Raw genomic sequence first — 17,179 nt, 5'->3', positions numbered from 1 at the left:
TATGGTACTAGGTTAAATGCTTACCAAAAATAGTCAGGCTGTACAGCTGATTGTCCATTCTTGCTACGTTAGGCAGCTCTCCCCATACTGCAAAATCAAAATGCTTAAATAATTTAATGCTCGGTTCGTTGTGACTAAAAATAAACCCAAGTAATACTTCTATATTAAGCTGCTTGGCTTGTTGTTGTGCAAATTGCATCAGCTTTTTACCCAACCCTTTTCCTTGGGCTGCTGCCGTAATGTAAATGCTTAACTCAACGGTGCCATCGTAAGCTGGGCGACCATAAAACGATTTATAACTAAGCCACGCTAATACTTGGTTGTTCTCACAGTAAACAAAAATAGGGCGTTGAGCAGTATGGCTATCAAACCAAGGTTGTTTATCAGCGACGGTCACCTCTTCGGTATCGGCGGTGACCATTCGACTAGGGATAGTTTCATTGTAAATAGCAACAATGGCAGTTAAATCATCAGGTTTTGCTAAACGTATAGTCATAGAAAATAAAGTAAAATTGATCAATTTAGCCTATAGTAGCGTATGATAAGTTACATAAATACTCTAAAAACGCGCTTAAGGTAATAGCATGATAAAAAAAATAATACTTGGTTTAACCCTCGCGTTAAGTTGTGTTTCGCTAAATACATATGCCGCAGACTCGCCCGCCCCTTCATTAGATGCAAACACCTGCAATGATTTCACGAATGTTTCACTTAGAAAGTTGCGCTCAACTGAAACCATTAACTTATGCGATTTTAAAAACCAGCCTCTTTTAATTGTTAACACTGCGAGTAACTGCGGTTTTACGCCGCAATTTGAAGGTTTAGAAGCGCTTTATAATAAATACAAAGACGAAGGCTTGGTGGTATTAGGCTTTCCATCAGATGATTTTTTTCAAGAAGAGAACGATGAAAAAGATACCGCAAAAGTGTGTTATGTAAATTATGGTGTTACTTTCCCTATGCTGGCCACCAGCGCAGTACGTGGTAGTGACGCAAACCCTATTTTCAAGCATTTAAACGCCCAAACCAGTTCACCAAACTGGAACTTTTATAAATACGTGGTATCGGCCGATCGCAAAACGATTACGCGCTTTAACAGCCGCGTAGCACCGGATTCAGCAAAACTAGAAAGCACAATCAAAAGTGCATTTTAACTTTGTGTTTTCAGTTTAACCTTACTAAGATGTTGCTATCAAATTTAAAAAACTAAACTTACAGGTAGGAGAACTTATGGCAGTTGCAAGTGCAAGGCACATACTCGTAGACAGTGAAGCACAATGTTTAGACCTTAAAGATAAAATTGAGCAAGGTGAAGACTTTGCAGAACTCGCTAAACTGCACTCTAATTGTCCATCAGGTCAAGATGGTGGTGCATTAGGTGAGTTTGGCCCAGGTATGATGGTGCCTGAATTTGACAAGGTGGTATTTTCAGCGCCGCTAAATCAAGTACAAGGCCCTGTACAAACACAGTTTGGTTACCATTTATTAGAAATAACCAGCCGCTCAGAGTAAGTAAATCGATTTATTAATAAAGCCGCATCAGCGGCTTTTTATTTATGTGGAGTTGGCAAAAGCCCCATTATGCAACTATTTGGCTCTATTCCTTCCCCTTATGTTCGCCGTATTAGAATCTGGGCACAACAAAACAATTGTGCGCTTGAATTTATTAATCTCGATATTTTTTCTAAAGACGATCGGCCGTTGGTGGTCACAAAAAATCCAGCAGCCAAAATTCCTATATTGGTCGATGACACGCTTACCCTAAGTGATTCAAATACCATACTGCGTTATTTACTTGAAAAAACCCAGCAACCCCCACTTACATGGCCTCAAGAGCACTTTTTAATTAGGGCCTGTTGATCTTTCAAGGTTAAATTTACAGCAGTCTGTTTGGTATTTAGGCAAGGCAGAGCCTATGTGGTGTGGTTATTCCCCATAAATAGGCGATAACGTAGCATTAATGCCAAACAGGCGCTGCCCGAAGGGTTCTGCCTAGGGGCGATTAACTCTTTGTTGCCTACATGGATGTAGGTAAGGGGCGTGAGCAGGACGCGGAAGCTTTGCTCGGTTTTTACTTAGCCCACTAGGTTACAAACCTCGCGCCGCGATTAAATCGCCCCTAGTTTGAAGAAATTTTAATCCGTAAAGGTCAACAGGCCCTAGCATCAATGCCTGCAATGATTCATTCGTTGAATTACTGTTATGCCAACGTTCTGGATTTGATACGCAAGCCGATAAGCTGTTTTTTAATCTGCAAAATGAGCGAGTTGCGCAAACATTACACTATTTAAATGATCATTTATGCGATGATGAATTTAAAAGCTGTGAATGCCTCAACATCAGTTTATACTGCTTACTTGATTGGATATGCTTTCGTGAACTCACTGATTTTAGCGCGCAGCCGCAATTAGTTAAGTTTTATGAAGCGTTTAGTCAGCGTCAAGCGGCTAAAAATACCAACCCTCGACTTAAATTTTAAAAGGTGGATACATGAGCGATATCGAAATTGAATCACAACTAGTTAGCTTTGTAGAAAAAGTACGTGTTAGTGAGCAGATCTGGGCACTGGGTGCCGATGATGGTGGCTTTGTTGTATGTGAGTCAAATCAGTTTGACGACACCGATGTACTTTTACTGTGGGAATCACAAGACGCAGCACAAGCACAATGTAAAGAAGAGTGGCAAGACTACAGCCCTGTAGAAATAAACCTTGATGAGTTTTTAGATGATTGGGTTGAAGACCTAAAATCTGATGATGCATTAGTGGGTTTAAATTGGAATGACGATCAGGTGTGTGTAGAAATTGAACCAGTTGGTTTAGCTCGCGCGCTAAGCGAATAAGTTTTAGGCGTTAGTTCGCTGACATTATCCCAACTAACAGCAACGGTTAGTTGGGGTATAAAAATAATAAAAACTGTCAAGGTAATACGTTGAAAACCCATCTTGGTCGTCGTCCATTTTCAGCTATGGAGCTGCATACGCTCTATAACGGATATATTTATAGTGATACACGGCTTGCCCGCGAACAAGCTAAACACTGGCATTTTTGGCTGCCCTTAATTGCTTATTACAGTGGCGCTTACAGTGATGAAATTGGCTGCTTAACCCTTGATGACCTAATACTTAAAAATAATATTCTCTGTTTTAGTTTTCATACCCACGGTAAAATTAAGCCACGTTTAGTGCCTGTTCATCACGCCCTTATTAGCGCTGGGTTTAATGACTATTTAGCTTATGTAAAAGCACAAAATCACTCCCGTTTAATGTTCGATCTTCCTGCTAAAACAGGGCGCTATAGCGAAAAAGTGCGCATATGGTTTTCGGGAGAAGGTGAACGCGCGGGGTATTTGCAAAAATGTGCAATTCCTTCGGTGGATCAACTCGGTATGAAAACCGCCATTAGTAGCTTACGGCTTAACTTTGAACAGCAAATTCGTATTTATGCCCTGCAAGCAGGCAACAAAGACTGCTTTAATTATTTAATGGGCTTTAATGATTACCCTCATGATAACTTTAACGATATAGCCTTGTTAAATAAGGTACTACAACAGATCCGGGTTATCAATTCCCATATTCATTGGCAGCGGTTTTTAGCCCGAGATAGCCACTGACAAACTTTGTTACTCTTTTCCTTAGCTATCTGCGCTTACTCTAGTAAAAAAAGCTGTTAGGATGAAGTGCCGTCTATATGACTGTTTCTAACAACAAAAAATCTAGGGATAACTATGTTTTTAAAAAGCCTCTTAACCGTGAGCGTTGCGCTTGCGATGAATGCTGCTCACGCTAACGAATTCGTCATTGAAAAACTCGCAAAGCCAAGTTCACAAAAAGTCGCTTTAACGCTCGACCCAAGTCAGGATACCTTTACAGGAATGACCGAGATCAGCTTAGAAGTGCTCAAACCAACACACTACATTGAGCTCAATGGTGTTGATTATGCAACTAAAATGGTGCAACTCCTAGGTGAGCAAAACTGTGATTTAAACAGCGAAATGCTTAAAACAGGTAAAGTTAAATTTAGCTGTGAAGAGCAAATTCAGCCAGGTAAATACACCTTAAAAATAGATTTTTCAGCGCCTTATAACCGCCAGAGTGTGGGGTTATATAAAACCCTAGATCAAGGCGTTCCGTACTTGTTCACGCAATTTGAAATGAGTGATGCGCGCCGTGCATTTCCGGTGTTTGACGAACCAAGCTATAAAATTCCGTTTCAGTTAACCATTACCGCCCCCACCTCACAAAAAGTGTATTCAAATACACCTGAGCTAAAAACGACGGTGAATGGCGATATGACCACCCATTACTTTGATAAAACGCCACCAATTCCATCTTACTTAGTGGCTATGGCTGTAGGTCCATTTGAAGAGCTAGAAATTAAAGGCATGCCTATTCCTGGGCGTGTGATCACCCCACAAGGTAAAATTCATTTAGCGCAATATGCAAAAGAGAACATGCCTAAAGTACTGGGCGCACTTGAAGAGTACTTTGGTATTCCTTATGTATATAAAAAGCTAGATTCAGTGGCTGTTCCAGAGTTTCCGTTTGGCGCTATGGAAAACTCAGGCTTAGTGACTTACCGCGAAGATATTCTTCTGGTTGATTTAGAAGCTGCAACGCGTAGTAAAAAACAACGTAATGTCTCTATTATTGCCCATGAATTAGCTCACCAATGGTACGGTAACTTAGTGACTATGAAGTGGTGGAACGACTTATGGTTAAACGAGGCGTTTGCAAGCTGGATGGCGGCAAAAATTACTAAGCAGCTTAATCCTGAGTTTGAATCACACCTAGATTTACCACAAAACAACGTAATGGCGTTAGATGCACGTTTAAGCACTAAGCCAATTCGTAAACCAATTAAAACCGAAGCCGATATTATGGACGGTTTAGGCCTTGCCTACAGCAAAGGCAGCTCAGTACTGGCGATGGTTGAAAACTGGATTGGCGAAGAGGCATTTCAAGCTGGTATTCAGAACTACTTAAAAGAATTCTCCTATAAAAATGCAGAAGCTGCCGATTTATGGGAAGCACTTGGTAAGGCTTCAAATAAAGATGTAGCGAGCGTTTTAAAATCGTTTATTGAACAGTCGTCATTCCCGCTAATTAACGTTAAGCAGCAAGGTAAAAGCATTACGATTTCGCAAAGTCGTTTTGCCAATGCCGGTGTTGAAGCCCCTGCTCAACTGTGGAATGTACCGGTTGCGATTAAATATGGTGCTGGCGATAAAGTACAAACAGCCAATGTATTATTAAATAAACAAAGCCAAACGCTAGCATTAGACTTTGAACCAGAGTGGATTTATCCAGATCAAGGCGCGCTAGGTTATTACCGTTGGGTAATGGATGATGCGCAATTTAATGCGTTAATAGATAATGCAGCTAGGGTATTAAACGACCGTGAACGCTTAGCCCTATTATCGGCAACAGATGCCCTACTTGATGCCGGTGTCATTTCAGCGGCTAAATTAATGCAAACGCTTGAAGTATTTGCCAGCGATAGTCATCCGCGTGTTGCTAATACTGCTTTAGGTTATTTAGCGTCACAGCAGCGTACTTTTAAAGACGATAGCAATAAAGATTTATGGCCTACGTTTATTCAAAATGCGGTGATGCCTGCCGCTAAAAAATATGGCCTAGAAGCAAAAATGGGCGAAGATGGCGCAGTAGCTCAACTTCGTGCCGCGGTGGTATCACGCTTAGGGTTTGATGGTGAAGATAAAAATGTGATCAATAAAGCCAAACAGCAAACACAAGCTTACTTAAACGATCCACAAAAGGTAGACCCTTATTTAGCAGGTACTTATTTACGTCTTGCGGCTTTTCATGGGGATAAGGCGTTGCTAGATCAGTTTATGACAACCTTTAAAACCACCAAAGATCCACAAGTGCGTACCAATATGCTGGCAGCAATGGGTTACTTTGGTAAACCTGAACTACAAAAAGCGGTACTGGCGTATAGCTTAACAGACGAAGTAACGGCTTCTGATATGCGTACTATTTTATCGGGTCAAAGTTACACCGATGAACGCCAAGCACTGTTTATTGATTGGATTTATAACAACTACGATAAAGTAACAGCAAGCTTGCCACCATTTTTTGTGCCAAACTTACCTTACTTTACTACCGCCAGCTGTGACGCTGACAGTTTAGCTACGACGCAAAGTTTCTTTGACGCTAAACTGGAAGCTGTACCCGGTTATGCGCGTACGTTAAGTAAACTTGCAGAGAGCACCAATGACTGTATTGCACTTAAAAACCGTGAACTGAAATCAGTCAATAGCTTTTTAAATAGTAAATAAGTTAAAGTTTAAAGGATGGCGGGCTGCGGGCGACGAGTAACGGGCCGAAAACCTCAAACTCGGGCTAATGGCTGATGTTTTCTCATTTACTTCTCATTGTCTTCTCTTTGTGTAATAAGATCTTAAAAAATTTATTCACAAAGAGGTTAAGAGGCGCTGCGCTTTTAGAGGTAGTAATTAAAGACAAAGGTTAAAGGTTAAAGATTTTATCTTGCACCTTTTGCCTTTAGCCCTGCACCACTCTATTAACCGCCAATAATCATCGTTAGCTTTGCTATAAACTCTTTTGCCGCTTGTTCAGAGTTAATTTTAAAAGCGACACCATAATGAATAGGCTGCGTACTTTTATAAATACGGGTAGGAAAACGGGTCATTTCACTGCTATGAAAATAGCCTTGAGTACGCACAACCCCATCAATATCAGTAAAGTCATCGCTAAACACTTCAAATGCAGGTCGGATCACAATTTTACCTTTACCTGCTTCCGCATGGGTATAAAACGCTTCTTTAGAGTTTACTAGCATATACTCAGCTATGTTTTTTATTTTAAAGTTACTTCTACACTCTAGTTTGATCAGCTGCTCGGTTAACTCGTCTGCACTAAATGCCACGTGACTTTCCTTTTTATTTAATAGGGGGTTAGGGTCTGTTGACCTTTCAAAGTTAAATTTGCAGCAGTCTGTTTGGTATTTAGGCAAGGTAAAGCATATGTAATGTGGTTATTCCCCATAAATAGGCGATAACGCAGCATCAATGCCAAACAGGCACTGCCCTTCGGGTTCTGCCTAGGGGCGATTTACTCTTTGTTGCTCAGTTTTGACTTAGCCCACTAGGTTACAAACCTCGCGCCGCGATTAAACCGCCCCTAGTTTGAACAAATTATAATCCGCAAAGGTCAACAGACCCTAGACTAACTCATGCATGAGTGAAAGTCCGAAATTTATTTATTCACTACACACAAAAGCTAATTGCTGATTTTTATAACTCAACCGGCTTATTTCAGTATCGCAATATTGGCTTAAATCAAGCCACTGCGATATAGCAGAGCCGCGTGTTAATTTACGCTGGTAAACACGGTTTTTAATTGCGTAAGCAATGGTATTTTCATCTTTTAAGATGAAGTCTTGTACTTGGTTTGGCAGTCTAAGTATATCGGTAACTTGCTTAGTTTGTGGATCAAAACGCGCTAAGTGATGCTGCCCGTGTTTACTATGGCTAAATAAAAACTCAGCCTGCACTTTATTATAAATAAGCGTGCGACCAATATCGCTTGCTACCACCTCACCTTTTGCCGCAGCAACCGAGGTATATTGCAAAGTGTGTGGTTCGCCTAAAATAAACATCACTAAATCGTTGTTACTTCCCCAAGCGTGATAGCCTACAGGTTCAATCCAATCAAAAATACGACTTGCAGCCAACTCGGGTGCCAACGGATATTGCCATAGCTTTTGTTTACCATCATCTTCAACGACAATCGCCGATAAGTGCTGCCCATCCGGTGTTAAAGTGGGCGAGTATTCACTTTGTGGCGTATTAGTGACCATAGACGTTTGTTTTGATGATAAGCTGTAAAGCGCAATATCTGTTTGACTCTGGTCATTACTGATTATTTCTCGGGTATAGTATAGGCCGGTGTCGGTTAAATGGGGTTGATTGTTATAGCTCGTTTTATCACTAACAATGCTTACACGTATACCATGTGGAGTATTTAAATCGGCGAGCAAAATTTGGCTTTTAGGCATACTTGCCTGAGCAATATCTAGCGTTAAAGCATTTATAGCTATAAGCCCTAACAACGGTTTAATCAGTTTCATGCTTTCTCTCGTTTTAATTTTAAGCACCTCATGATAACGTTATTTACTGATGACGTCACTTGACCTAAGTCAGTCAACTCTTTATAACTAACGGGTCATAAAAAAGAGAACAAACATGTCAGCTAAACACCCTATTATTGCAATCACCGGTTCATCTGGAGCGGGCACAACAACCACCACTAACGCCGTGAAGCATATTTTCCGTAGCCTTGATATCAATGCGGCATTTATCGAAGGTGATAGCTTTCATCGTTATACACGTCCTGAAATGGACAAAAAAATTCGTGAAGCACAGCAAGAAAGTAAACACATTAGCTATTTTGGCCGAGAAGCTAACGACTTTGGCGCCTTAGAAGACTTATTTACTAAATACGGTGAAACCGGCGAAGGAAAACTTCGTCGTTATTTACACACCTTTGATGAAGCCGTGCCTTACAACCAGTTACCTGGGACATTTACCCCATGGCAAGAACTTGAGCAAAATACAGATCTGATGTTTTACGAGGGTCTACATGGCGGTGTAGTTGATGAAGATCATGATGTTGCTAAACATGTTGATTTACTCATTGGCATGGTGCCTATTATTAACCTTGAATGGATCCAAAAGCTCATTCGCGACACCTCAGAACGCGGCCACTCTCGTGAAAAAGTCATGGACTCTATTGTGCGCAGTATGGATGACTACATTAATCATATAACGCCGCAATTTTCTCGTACCCATATTAACTTTCAGCGAGTCCCCACCGTTGATACTTCCAACCCATTTAGCGCTAAAGATATCCCCTCCCTTGATGAAAGCTTTGTTGTGATTCGCTTTAGGGGGATTGATGATGTTGATTTTCCGTATTATTTGCGGATGATTGAAGGCAGTTTTATGTCGCGTATAAACACCTTAGTGGTGCCTGGTGGTAAAATGGGTCTCGCGATGGAACTGGTGCTCACGCCTCTAATAAAAGATATTATTTTGAAAAAACGCGCCTTAGCAAAGTTAGCCCCGCCTGAAATTCCTATTTAGACTCTTTTTTGTGAACCCTAACTCACGTACACTGCTGATTTTAAGTATGACGAGTTTAATATGTCGCAATCAATTAAAATTATTGTTGGGTCTAAAAACCCAGTAAAAATCAATGCCGCTAAACATATTTTTGCGATGTATTTTCCTGAGCGTGTAATCGAATGTAGTGGTGTTCACGCGCCCTCAGAGGTACCCGATCAACCCTTAGGTGAAGAGCAAACCTGCTTAGGGGCACAAAATCGCGTTAATTACTGTAAAAACCACTATCAGGCAGACTACTATGTGGCGATGGAAGGTGGTGCAGCGCAATTTAGTTATGGTGCGGCAACCTTTGCCTATGTAGTTATTGATAATGGCGCACAGCAAGTTACAGGCCGAAGCAGTAACTTACCCCTGCCCACTGTGTTTTATAAAGCATTGCTTCAAGGTGAAGAGCTTGGTGACGTGATGGATAAAGCCTTTAATACCACCAATATTAAACAGCAAGGGGGTGCTATTGGCTTGTTAACTGATCATCATGCAACACGAGAAAGTACCTATACTCAAGCGCTGACACTCGCCATGGCGCCTTTTCTTAATCCCACTCTATATAATCAATAACGGATGTTTTAATGAAGTATAACTACGTATTATTTGATGCCGACGAAACCTTATTTAGCTTTAATGCCTTTGCTGGCCTTAAAAACATGCTAGCAACCTATGACATGGATTTTACCGGGGCAGATTATGCCCATTATCAAAACACCAATAAGTCATTATGGATTGCTTATCAAAACAACGAGATCACCTCAAGTCACTTACAAGTAACTCGTTTTAGCGAACTGGCAAATAAACTAGATGTGCCAGCTCAACAGCTCAATGATGATTTTTTATCAGCAATGGCCGAAATTTGTATGCCTTTACCCGGCGCCGTTGAATTATTAAATGCCCTTAAACCCCATGCCAAGCTGGGCATTATTACCAATGGTTTTTCTCAGTTACAAGCACGTCGCCTAGCGCATACAGGGCTGCAAGATATGTTTGACTGGTTGGTTATTTCTGAGCAAGTCGGCATTGCTAAACCTGCAAAAGAGATATTTGAGCACACCTTTAACTTAATGGGTAATCCACCGAAAGAGCAAATTTTAATGGTCGGTGATACCGCCAGCAGTGATATTCTTGGCGGTCAAAATGTGGGAATTGACACTTGTTGGCTGCAACATCCTGGCGTGAACTTGCCAGAGGGAATTAAACCAACATATCAGGTAACCCAGCTTAAACAGTTGCAAACTATATTAGGACTTTGATAATAAAAGCCTGAGTGTAATTTAGCTGTTTAGCTAATTAACAAACAAAAAAATGACGCTAATAAGCGTCATTTTTTATAACTGTATATAAGTGATTAACTAATTAGGCGTTAGCTAGCTCAAGGCCGGGTGCAGGCATCGTCACAGGCGTTTCAAAGGTTGCCCACTCCCATGCTGACTCTGTTGCCATAATTTTGCGTAGTAACTTATTATTTAAATCATGGCCTGATTTAAATGCGGTTACTTTGCCTAAAAGGTTGTGACCTGTCATAAACATGTCACCTACACAGTCTAGTATCTTATGCTTGACGAACTCGTCTGCGTAACGCAAACCATTCGGATTTAAAACTTTAAATTCATCAAGTACCACTGCGCTATCCATGCTGCCACCTAGTGCTAGGTTGTTCGCATGCATGTATTCAATGTCTTTCATAAAGCCAAAAGTACGCGCACGGCTTATCTCTTCAGTAAAGCTTTGTGCCGTAATATCTAAACCAACACGTTGGCGGCTTTCATTGATTGCAGGGTGATCAAAAGCAATTTCGAAATCGATGTGGAATCCGTCGTAAGGTTCTACTTCGGCCCATTTATCACCTTCTTCAATACGTACTTTTTCTTTAATACGAATAAAGCGTTTTGCAACATTTTGCTCTTCAATGCCGCCTTTTTGTAATAAATAAATGAATGGCAATGCACTACCATCCATTATTGGTACTTCTGAGCTATCAAGTTCAACAATTAGATTGTCGATACCCATTGCCGCAACCGCCGCAATTAAGTGCTCAGTAGTCGATAAGCGAACGCCATCTTTGTTAATTAAACAGGTACACAATTGCGTATCGCCAACGGCTTCAGGTGTTGTTTCAAAATCAACAACCGGATCAAGGTCGACACGACGAAATACAATCCCAGTATTTGCGCTCGCTGGTCGGAGAGTTATTGTGACCTTCTCACCTTTATGAAGTCCAATTCCTATGGCTTTGACTACTTGTGCAATCGTACGCTGTTTAATCATAGGTTCGCTCACTTTAGTATATATTACAGTTAGACGGCGGAGTGTAGCATAAATACGGTATAACTACAATATTCGTTCACATTTCGCACAAAAGTACTGTTTTTTATTAATCTGCTTGTTTACGTAAAAAAGCAGGGATGTCGAAATAATCGCCACCTTCAGATTTATCTGTTTTCTTAGCACTGCTTGACGACGTATTCGCTGAAGAACTTGAAGAGCTCGTCGATGTGCTTTGCTCTTTTGATTCTGTTTGCGTAGTCGTTGCAGGCTCTTCTGTACTTGCGCCTTGGCTTGCAAAGCTAGGAACATACATGCTGCTGCTTGTTTGCGTGCTTGAACTGGCTACATCAGAACCTGATGCTTTTTTAAAGCCATTATCTACAATACCAAACTGTGGACGACGATCGCCGCCTAAGCCAGTTGCAACAACCGTTACACGTAGCTCGTCTGTCATTTCAGGGTCGATTACCGCACCCACAACCACCGTTGCGTTTTCAGACGCTAGCGCCTTAACGTGATTACCTACGATTTCAAATTCTTCAATCGCGATATCCATGCCGGCAGTAATATTAACCAAGATACCTTTAGCACCGGTTAAATCAACGTCTTCTAGTAATGGGCTTGAAATAGCCGCTTCTGCTGCTTCTTGTGCACGATCAGGACCCGAGGCAGATGCAGTCCCCATCATGGCTGTACCCATTGCAGACATAACAGTACGTACGTCGGCGAAATCCACGTTAATTAGACCCGAGCGTGTGATTAGCTCAGCAATACCCTGTACCGCACCAAATAATACGTCATTTGCTTTAGCAAACGCATCCAGTAAAGTTGTCCCTTTACCTAATACTTTTAGTAATTTGTTATTTGGAATAGTAATTAACGAGTCCACGATTTCAGACAATTCGCTAATCCCCTGCTCTGCAGCAGCAGCACGTTTTTTACCTTCAAAATCAAATGGACGCGTTACAACTGCCACGGTTAGAATGCCCAGCTCTTTAGCAATTTTAGCCACGACTGGCGCTGCTCCGGTCCCTGTACCGCCGCCCATACCTGCCGCTATAAATACCATATCGGCGCCTTCAAGGCTGGCACGAATCGTTTCTGCGTCTTCTTCAGCCGACTGACGGCCTACTTCAGGGTTTGCACCCGCACCTAACCCAGAGGTTATTTGCGTACCTAATTGTACCGTTACATCAGCGGCTGAATTACGTAATGCTTGTGCATCCGTATTCGCTGCAATAAAACGAACACCTTCTATTTGTTGTTTTACCATGTGCTCAACTGCGTTACCGCCGCCGCCACCAACACCGATTACTTTTATTACAGCTTCTTCGCTGTGTTGTTCCATTATATCAAACATATTTACTCTCCGACTTGAGTACTAAAACTCGCCTTGAAACCATTTTGTGATGCGGTTCCACCAATTATTATTATCATCCGCTTTCGACTTTTGTGCATTCATCGACTGCATAGTACGCCCGTATTGTAACAAACCTACAGCGGTTGCGTACGATGGATCATCAACATAATCAGTTAAACCTACTACACCAATTGGTTTACCTATTCTTACTGGCATCTGAAAAATATCTTCAGCCACTTCCATTGCGCCAGTCATTTTAGCAGTTCCGCCAGTAATGACGAGACCTGCTGCAATTTGGTCTTCTAATCCTGAACGACGAATTTCTTCCATCGCCAGTTCAAATAATTCTCTAAAACGTGGCTCAACCACTTCTGATAACGTGTGCCTAGACATCAGTCTTGCTGGTCGCCCACCTACGCTTGGCACTTCAATCGTGTCTTCGCTGCTCGCCATTTGGCTACTTGCACAGGCATATTGTACTTTGAGTGACTCAGCATGTGATATAGGTGTACGAAATATTTTTGCAATATCACCGGTTACTTGGTTACCTGCCACCGGAATAACCGCCGAATGACGCAGCGCACCATTAATATAAATAGTGATATCCATAGTACCACCACCAATATCAAGCACCGCAACACCTAACTCTTTTTCGTCATCCGTCAGTACGGAATAACACGAAGCAAGCGCTGTGAATATAAGTTGGTCAACTTCAAGCCCGCAACGTTCAACACATTTTTCTATATTTTTAGCCATGTCGTTGGAGCAGGTAATAATGTGCGCGCGTGCTTCCATGCGCACACCGCTCATGCCGAGTGGGTTTTTAATCCCCTCTTGCATGTCAATGCTGTACTCTTGCGGCAAAGCATGCAACATTTTGCGTTCAGCTGAAATTGGCACTGAACGAGCAATGTGTATTACATTTTCAATGTCTTCATCGGTTACTTCGGTGTTATTAATAGCCACAACACCGCTTTCGTTCTGACACTGAATATGCTTGCCAGAAATACCCAAATAAACCGAGCTAATACGACAATCAGCCATCAATTCGGCTTCATCTATAGCGCGGCGAATAGACTCAGACACTAAATTTAAATCGTTAACACCGCCTTTATCCATTCCATGAGATACTTGGCTCCCCACGCCAACAATGCTGAGCTTGTTATCTGTGGTGATTTCACCTACCGTGGCCACTACTTTAGAAGTGCCAACGTCTAATCCAATCACTAGGTTTCTTTCTGCTGACTTAGTCATGCCTTACTCTTTATTATAATTGCTGTTCTTGCAGTGGCTTATAGCTCACTGCAAGGCCGGTATCGTAGCGTAAATCAATTGCATCTATCTGTGCATCAGCACGTTTTTCTATACGTGAATAAACGTCTATAAAACGTTGTACACGTTTGGCTTTATCTTTGCGTCCTAAATTTAAACGCACACCGTTATCTAACCAAAGTTGCCACGAAAACCGCTCAGATAGCGCAAGGCTAGTGAGCGTTAATGCATTGACTTTGAGCATTTCATCAAACTGTTTAAACGCTACCCATGCTTCTTTTTCACTGCCCTCTGGCCCATATAGTTGGGGTAAAGTGGCACTTAATTTATCACTTTTTGCTTCAAACGCGTCACCGCTTTGATTAATCAGCAAGTCACTATTCCAGTGAGCAACCGCTTGATGTTCTACCACGTAAACTTGAATGGTATCAGGCCATTGCTTTCTTACCGATACCGTTGCAACCCAAGGCAGCTCTTGTACTAAATGCTGAACTTGCTTTACGTTTAGCTCAAAAAAACTGCTTAAATCTGCTTTTTTTATTGCCGCTGTTATTGCTTTTTCATCGGTGTACTTAGGGTTCCCCAGCACCGTTAAATGCTTAATTTGTGCATCTTTATTTTCAACTAACCAGTGCGAAACCCCACTGGTTATTTCAATTAACCCTATCACCACGGCTAGAAAAAAACTCACTCCAAAAATCAGCGACCAGTTAAGTTGCTGTTTTAGTTGCTGCGCTTTCTCTAAAAAGGGATGCATATTAAAGGGTTTGCTCCAAAATGCGAACAACTAATTGCTCAAAACTTGCCCCGTTGGCTTTTGCTGCCATTGGCACCAATGATTTTTCTGTCATGCCTGGTACGGTATTCACTTCTAGTAAGTAAAAATGTCCTTGTTCATCTTGCATCGCATCGACTCGTCCCCAGCCACTTGCACCTACTAAATCAAACGCATCAAGCGCCATCGCTTGTAATTTTTGAGTATCCGATGGTGATAAATCAGCAGGGCAATGATATTGCGTACTACTTGACTGATATTTAGCTTGGTAGTCATAAAATCCGTTTGGGGTGCTCATTTCAATCACAGGTTGTACTTCATCACCCAAGACCGTAATGGTAAATTCACGACCCGTGATCCACTGCTCTACCAATACTTGGCTGTCGAACTTAAATGCATTAGTGAGCGCATCTTCAAGTTCTTCTGCAGAGCTTGCTTGCGCCATACCGATACTGGAGCCCTCGTGCGATGGCTTAACCATTACCTTTTTAAATTGCGCCATAATGGCATTGGCATCAAAGCCTTTTTTAGCATCAACCACGGCATAAGGTGCGGTGCTTAAGCCTGCCGATTTAAACAAATGCTTACAACGAATTTTATCCATTGCCAGTGCCGAACCCAGAACATTACTGCCGGTATACGGCAGGTTCATAAATTCTAGAGCACCTTGTACCGTGCCGTCTTCACCACCACGCCCATGTAAAGCAATAAAAACGCGATCAACGTTTAACGACTTTAATTCCCATAACGAACGATTTTGTGGATCAAACGCTATCGCATCAATGCCAACGTCTAAGAGCGCATTTAATACCGCTTGACCAGATTTTAATGACACGTCGCGCTCTGCTGAGTTTCCACCTAGCAGCACCGCTACTTTACCAAACTGGGAATTTACCTGCGTCATACTTCACCTTGCTTTAATTTTTCTATCGACATATTCGTGGCTGCTAAATTTTTAACTAGCTGACCTATGTTACCCGCACCTTGTGTGAGCACTAGGTCGTTATTTTGTAGGCAGTTGGCAAGTACACCCGCAAGCTCTGAGCTTGAGGCTACATGTAATGGCTCTTTGCCACGCTGGCGCAAACTACGGCATAAACTCTTACTATCAGCGCCAACAATCGGCTCTTCGCCAGCACTGTAAACATCGAGTAATAAAAGCTGATCAACCTCAGCCAATACCTTAACAAAATCTTCGTATAAATCGCGAGTACGCGTATAACGGTGCGGCTGATACACCATCACTAAACGCTTATCAGGCCAGCCTTCCCGTGCTGCGGTGATGGTAGCAGCCACTTCTGACGGGTGATGACCATAGTCATCAACAAGCATCACGCTGCCGCGTTCATTTTCAAATTCACCGTAGTGCTGAAAACGACGGCCAATACCTTCAAAAGTATCTAAAGCCGCTAAAATTGCATGATTCGCAATATTTTGATCTTTAGCCACGGCAATCGCTGCGGTTGCATTAAGGGCATTATGTTTACCCGGCATATTCAGCTTGGCGGTTAAACTCTCACCTTGTTTATTAGTCACCGTAAATTGGCATGTGTTCGCTGTTTGGCTAAAGTCACTCATTCGATAATCAGCCTCGTGTGACTCACCATAAGTGATCACCGGACGACCAAAACGGGGGATCAATTCAGCAGCAACGTCTGAATCAATACACACCACCGCTAACCCGTAAAACGGCAGGTTATGAATGAATTCAACATAAGTATCTTTCATTTTTTCTAAACTACCGCCGTAGGTTTCCATGTGATCTTCTTCAATATTAGTGATCACCGACACCATAGGCTGTAAGTGCAAAAATGAGGCATCGCTTTCATCTGCTTCGGCGATTAAAAAGTCACTTTTACCTACCTTAGCATTGCTGCCAGCACTGTTAAGCAAACCACCAATAATAAAGGTTGGATCGAGCCCGGCTTGTGCATAAATGCTCGCAATTAAGCTGGTTGTGGTCGTTTTACCATGGGTGCCCGCAATGGCAATACCGTGGCGAAAGCGCATCAGTTCAGCTAACATTTCTGCACGACGAACCACCGGAATACGCGCAGCTTGCGCGGCTTGAATTTCAGGATTTGTTTTATCTATTGCACTTGAAACCACCACCACATTGGCGTCTTTTACGTTATTTTCATGATGGCCAATAAATACTTCAGCACCGGCTTTAATTAAACGCTCAGTCATTGCGCTGTGAGCTATATCTGAACCGGTAATACGGTAACCTTCAAAAGCAAGTACTTCTGCAATGCCGCCCATGCCTGCACCGCCTATTCCTACAAAGTGAATAGTTTCAATGCGGCGCATCGCTGGGCGTGTATATTTTTCTTTTGCTAATGT

Annotated in this window: 17 protein-coding genes and 2 pseudogenes; 10 read left to right on the top strand and 9 right to left on the bottom strand. The window is 42.1% G+C overall.

The window, feature by feature from the left end; translation table 11 throughout:
* Positions 1 to 7: 7 nt before the first annotated feature.
* The gene (locus ABZP26_RS02855; RefSeq protein WP_013464075.1) at positions 8 to 496 is read right to left on the bottom strand and encodes a GNAT family N-acetyltransferase; all 489 of its coding nucleotides are present in this window, start codon (positions 494 to 496) and stop codon (positions 8 to 10) included.
* 88 nt (positions 497 to 584) lie between these two features.
* On the opposite strand from ABZP26_RS02855, the gene ABZP26_RS02850 reads away from it, so the two are divergent.
* The 7 genes and pseudogenes from ABZP26_RS02850 to ABZP26_RS02820 all read left to right on the top strand — a co-directional run bounded on the left by ABZP26_RS02850 (position 585) and on the right by ABZP26_RS02820 (position 6,299).
* Positions 585 to 1,154, top strand: coding sequence for a glutathione peroxidase (locus ABZP26_RS02850; RefSeq protein ID WP_024601214.1), 570 nt, complete (start codon positions 585 to 587; stop codon positions 1,152 to 1,154).
* 76 nt (positions 1,155 to 1,230) lie between these two features.
* Complete coding sequence (locus tag ABZP26_RS02845) at positions 1,231 to 1,512, top strand: peptidylprolyl isomerase (protein ID WP_013464073.1); 282 nt, start codon at positions 1,231 to 1,233, stop codon at positions 1,510 to 1,512.
* A 69-nt stretch (positions 1,513 to 1,581) separates the two neighbouring features.
* A pseudogene (locus ABZP26_RS02840) lies at positions 1,582 to 1,857 on the top strand (glutathione S-transferase family protein); the annotation flags it as partial.
* Between the two features lie 304 nt (positions 1,858 to 2,161).
* A pseudogene (locus ABZP26_RS02835) lies at positions 2,162 to 2,479 on the top strand (glutathione S-transferase family protein); the annotation flags it as partial.
* A gap of 11 nt (positions 2,480 to 2,490) precedes the next feature.
* Positions 2,491 to 2,841 carry a DUF2750 domain-containing protein gene (locus ABZP26_RS02830; protein WP_013464070.1) on the top strand — a complete coding sequence of 117 codons (351 nt, stop codon included), beginning with the start codon at positions 2,491 to 2,493 and terminating at the stop codon, positions 2,839 to 2,841.
* Between the two features lie 89 nt (positions 2,842 to 2,930).
* Positions 2,931 to 3,611: a hypothetical protein gene (locus ABZP26_RS02825; RefSeq protein WP_013464069.1), complete on the top strand. Its 681-nt coding sequence runs from the start codon at positions 2,931 to 2,933 to the stop codon at positions 3,609 to 3,611.
* Between the two features lie 114 nt (positions 3,612 to 3,725).
* Positions 3,726 to 6,299 carry a M1 family metallopeptidase gene (locus ABZP26_RS02820; protein WP_036956010.1) on the top strand — a complete coding sequence of 858 codons (2,574 nt, stop codon included), beginning with the start codon at positions 3,726 to 3,728 and terminating at the stop codon, positions 6,297 to 6,299.
* 245 nt (positions 6,300 to 6,544) lie between these two features.
* On the opposite strand, the gene ABZP26_RS02815 is transcribed toward ABZP26_RS02820, so the two are convergent.
* Both ABZP26_RS02815 and ABZP26_RS02810 read right to left on the bottom strand, forming a co-directional pair.
* A complete protein-coding gene (locus tag ABZP26_RS02815) occupies positions 6,545 to 6,910 on the bottom strand; it encodes a hypothetical protein (RefSeq protein ID WP_013464067.1) in 366 nt (121 codons plus the stop codon).
* Positions 6,911 to 7,243: 333 nt separating this feature from the next.
* Positions 7,244 to 8,113, bottom strand: a complete 870-nt coding sequence (locus tag ABZP26_RS02810) for a hypothetical protein (protein WP_036956007.1) — start codon at positions 8,111 to 8,113, stop codon at positions 7,244 to 7,246.
* Between the two features lie 115 nt (positions 8,114 to 8,228).
* On the opposite strand from ABZP26_RS02810, the gene ABZP26_RS02805 reads away from it, so the two are divergent.
* Genes ABZP26_RS02805 through yjjG form a run of 3 tightly spaced genes read left to right on the top strand, consistent with a single transcriptional unit; the run spans position 8,229 to position 10,414 of the window.
* Positions 8,229 to 9,128 (top strand): phosphoribulokinase, encoded by a 900-nt coding sequence (locus ABZP26_RS02805; RefSeq protein ID WP_008114793.1) that lies wholly within the window; start codon positions 8,229 to 8,231, stop codon positions 9,126 to 9,128.
* 60 nt (positions 9,129 to 9,188) lie between these two features.
* Entirely contained in the window at positions 9,189 to 9,728 is a 540-nt protein-coding gene (yjjX, locus tag ABZP26_RS02800; RefSeq protein WP_024601200.1) for an inosine/xanthosine triphosphatase, read from the top strand.
* A gap of 11 nt (positions 9,729 to 9,739) precedes the next feature.
* Positions 9,740 to 10,414, top strand: coding sequence for a pyrimidine 5'-nucleotidase (yjjG, locus tag ABZP26_RS02795; RefSeq protein WP_138764654.1), 675 nt, complete (start codon positions 9,740 to 9,742; stop codon positions 10,412 to 10,414).
* A gap of 103 nt (positions 10,415 to 10,517) precedes the next feature.
* Here yjjG and lpxC read toward each other — a convergent pair whose 3' ends face one another.
* The 6 genes from lpxC to murC all read right to left on the bottom strand — a co-directional run bounded on the left by lpxC (position 10,518) and on the right by murC (position 17,146).
* On the bottom strand, positions 10,518 to 11,429 hold the full coding sequence (gene lpxC, locus ABZP26_RS02790) for a UDP-3-O-acyl-N-acetylglucosamine deacetylase (protein WP_013464062.1): 912 nt from the start codon (positions 11,427 to 11,429) through the stop codon (positions 10,518 to 10,520).
* A 106-nt stretch (positions 11,430 to 11,535) separates the two neighbouring features.
* On the bottom strand, positions 11,536 to 12,789 hold the full coding sequence (gene ftsZ, locus ABZP26_RS02785; RefSeq protein ID WP_024601202.1) for a cell division protein FtsZ: 1,254 nt from the start codon (positions 12,787 to 12,789) through the stop codon (positions 11,536 to 11,538).
* Between the two features lie 21 nt (positions 12,790 to 12,810).
* A complete protein-coding gene (ftsA, locus tag ABZP26_RS02780; RefSeq protein ID WP_013464060.1) occupies positions 12,811 to 14,043 on the bottom strand; it encodes a cell division protein FtsA in 1,233 nt (410 codons plus the stop codon).
* Positions 14,044 to 14,056: 13 nt separating this feature from the next.
* Positions 14,057 to 14,818: a cell division protein FtsQ/DivIB gene (locus ABZP26_RS02775; protein ID WP_013464059.1), complete on the bottom strand. Its 762-nt coding sequence runs from the start codon at positions 14,816 to 14,818 to the stop codon at positions 14,057 to 14,059.
* A 1-nt stretch (position 14,819) separates the two neighbouring features.
* Positions 14,820 to 15,740 (bottom strand): D-alanine--D-alanine ligase, encoded by a 921-nt coding sequence (locus ABZP26_RS02770; RefSeq protein WP_036956003.1) that lies wholly within the window; start codon positions 15,738 to 15,740, stop codon positions 14,820 to 14,822.
* A complete protein-coding gene (murC, locus tag ABZP26_RS02765; protein WP_216712925.1) occupies positions 15,737 to 17,146 on the bottom strand; it encodes a UDP-N-acetylmuramate--L-alanine ligase in 1,410 nt (469 codons plus the stop codon). The genes ABZP26_RS02770 and murC overlap by 4 nt, the downstream gene beginning before the upstream one ends.
* Positions 17,147 to 17,179 lie beyond the last annotated feature (33 nt).

The organism is Pseudoalteromonas sp. SD03, from assembly GCF_040937955.1.
In the GTDB taxonomy this organism is placed as follows: domain Bacteria; phylum Pseudomonadota; class Gammaproteobacteria; order Enterobacterales; family Alteromonadaceae; genus Pseudoalteromonas; species Pseudoalteromonas tetraodonis.
Note: the sequence above shows the minus strand (reverse complement) of the source record. Positions and strands in the feature narration are given on the sequence as shown.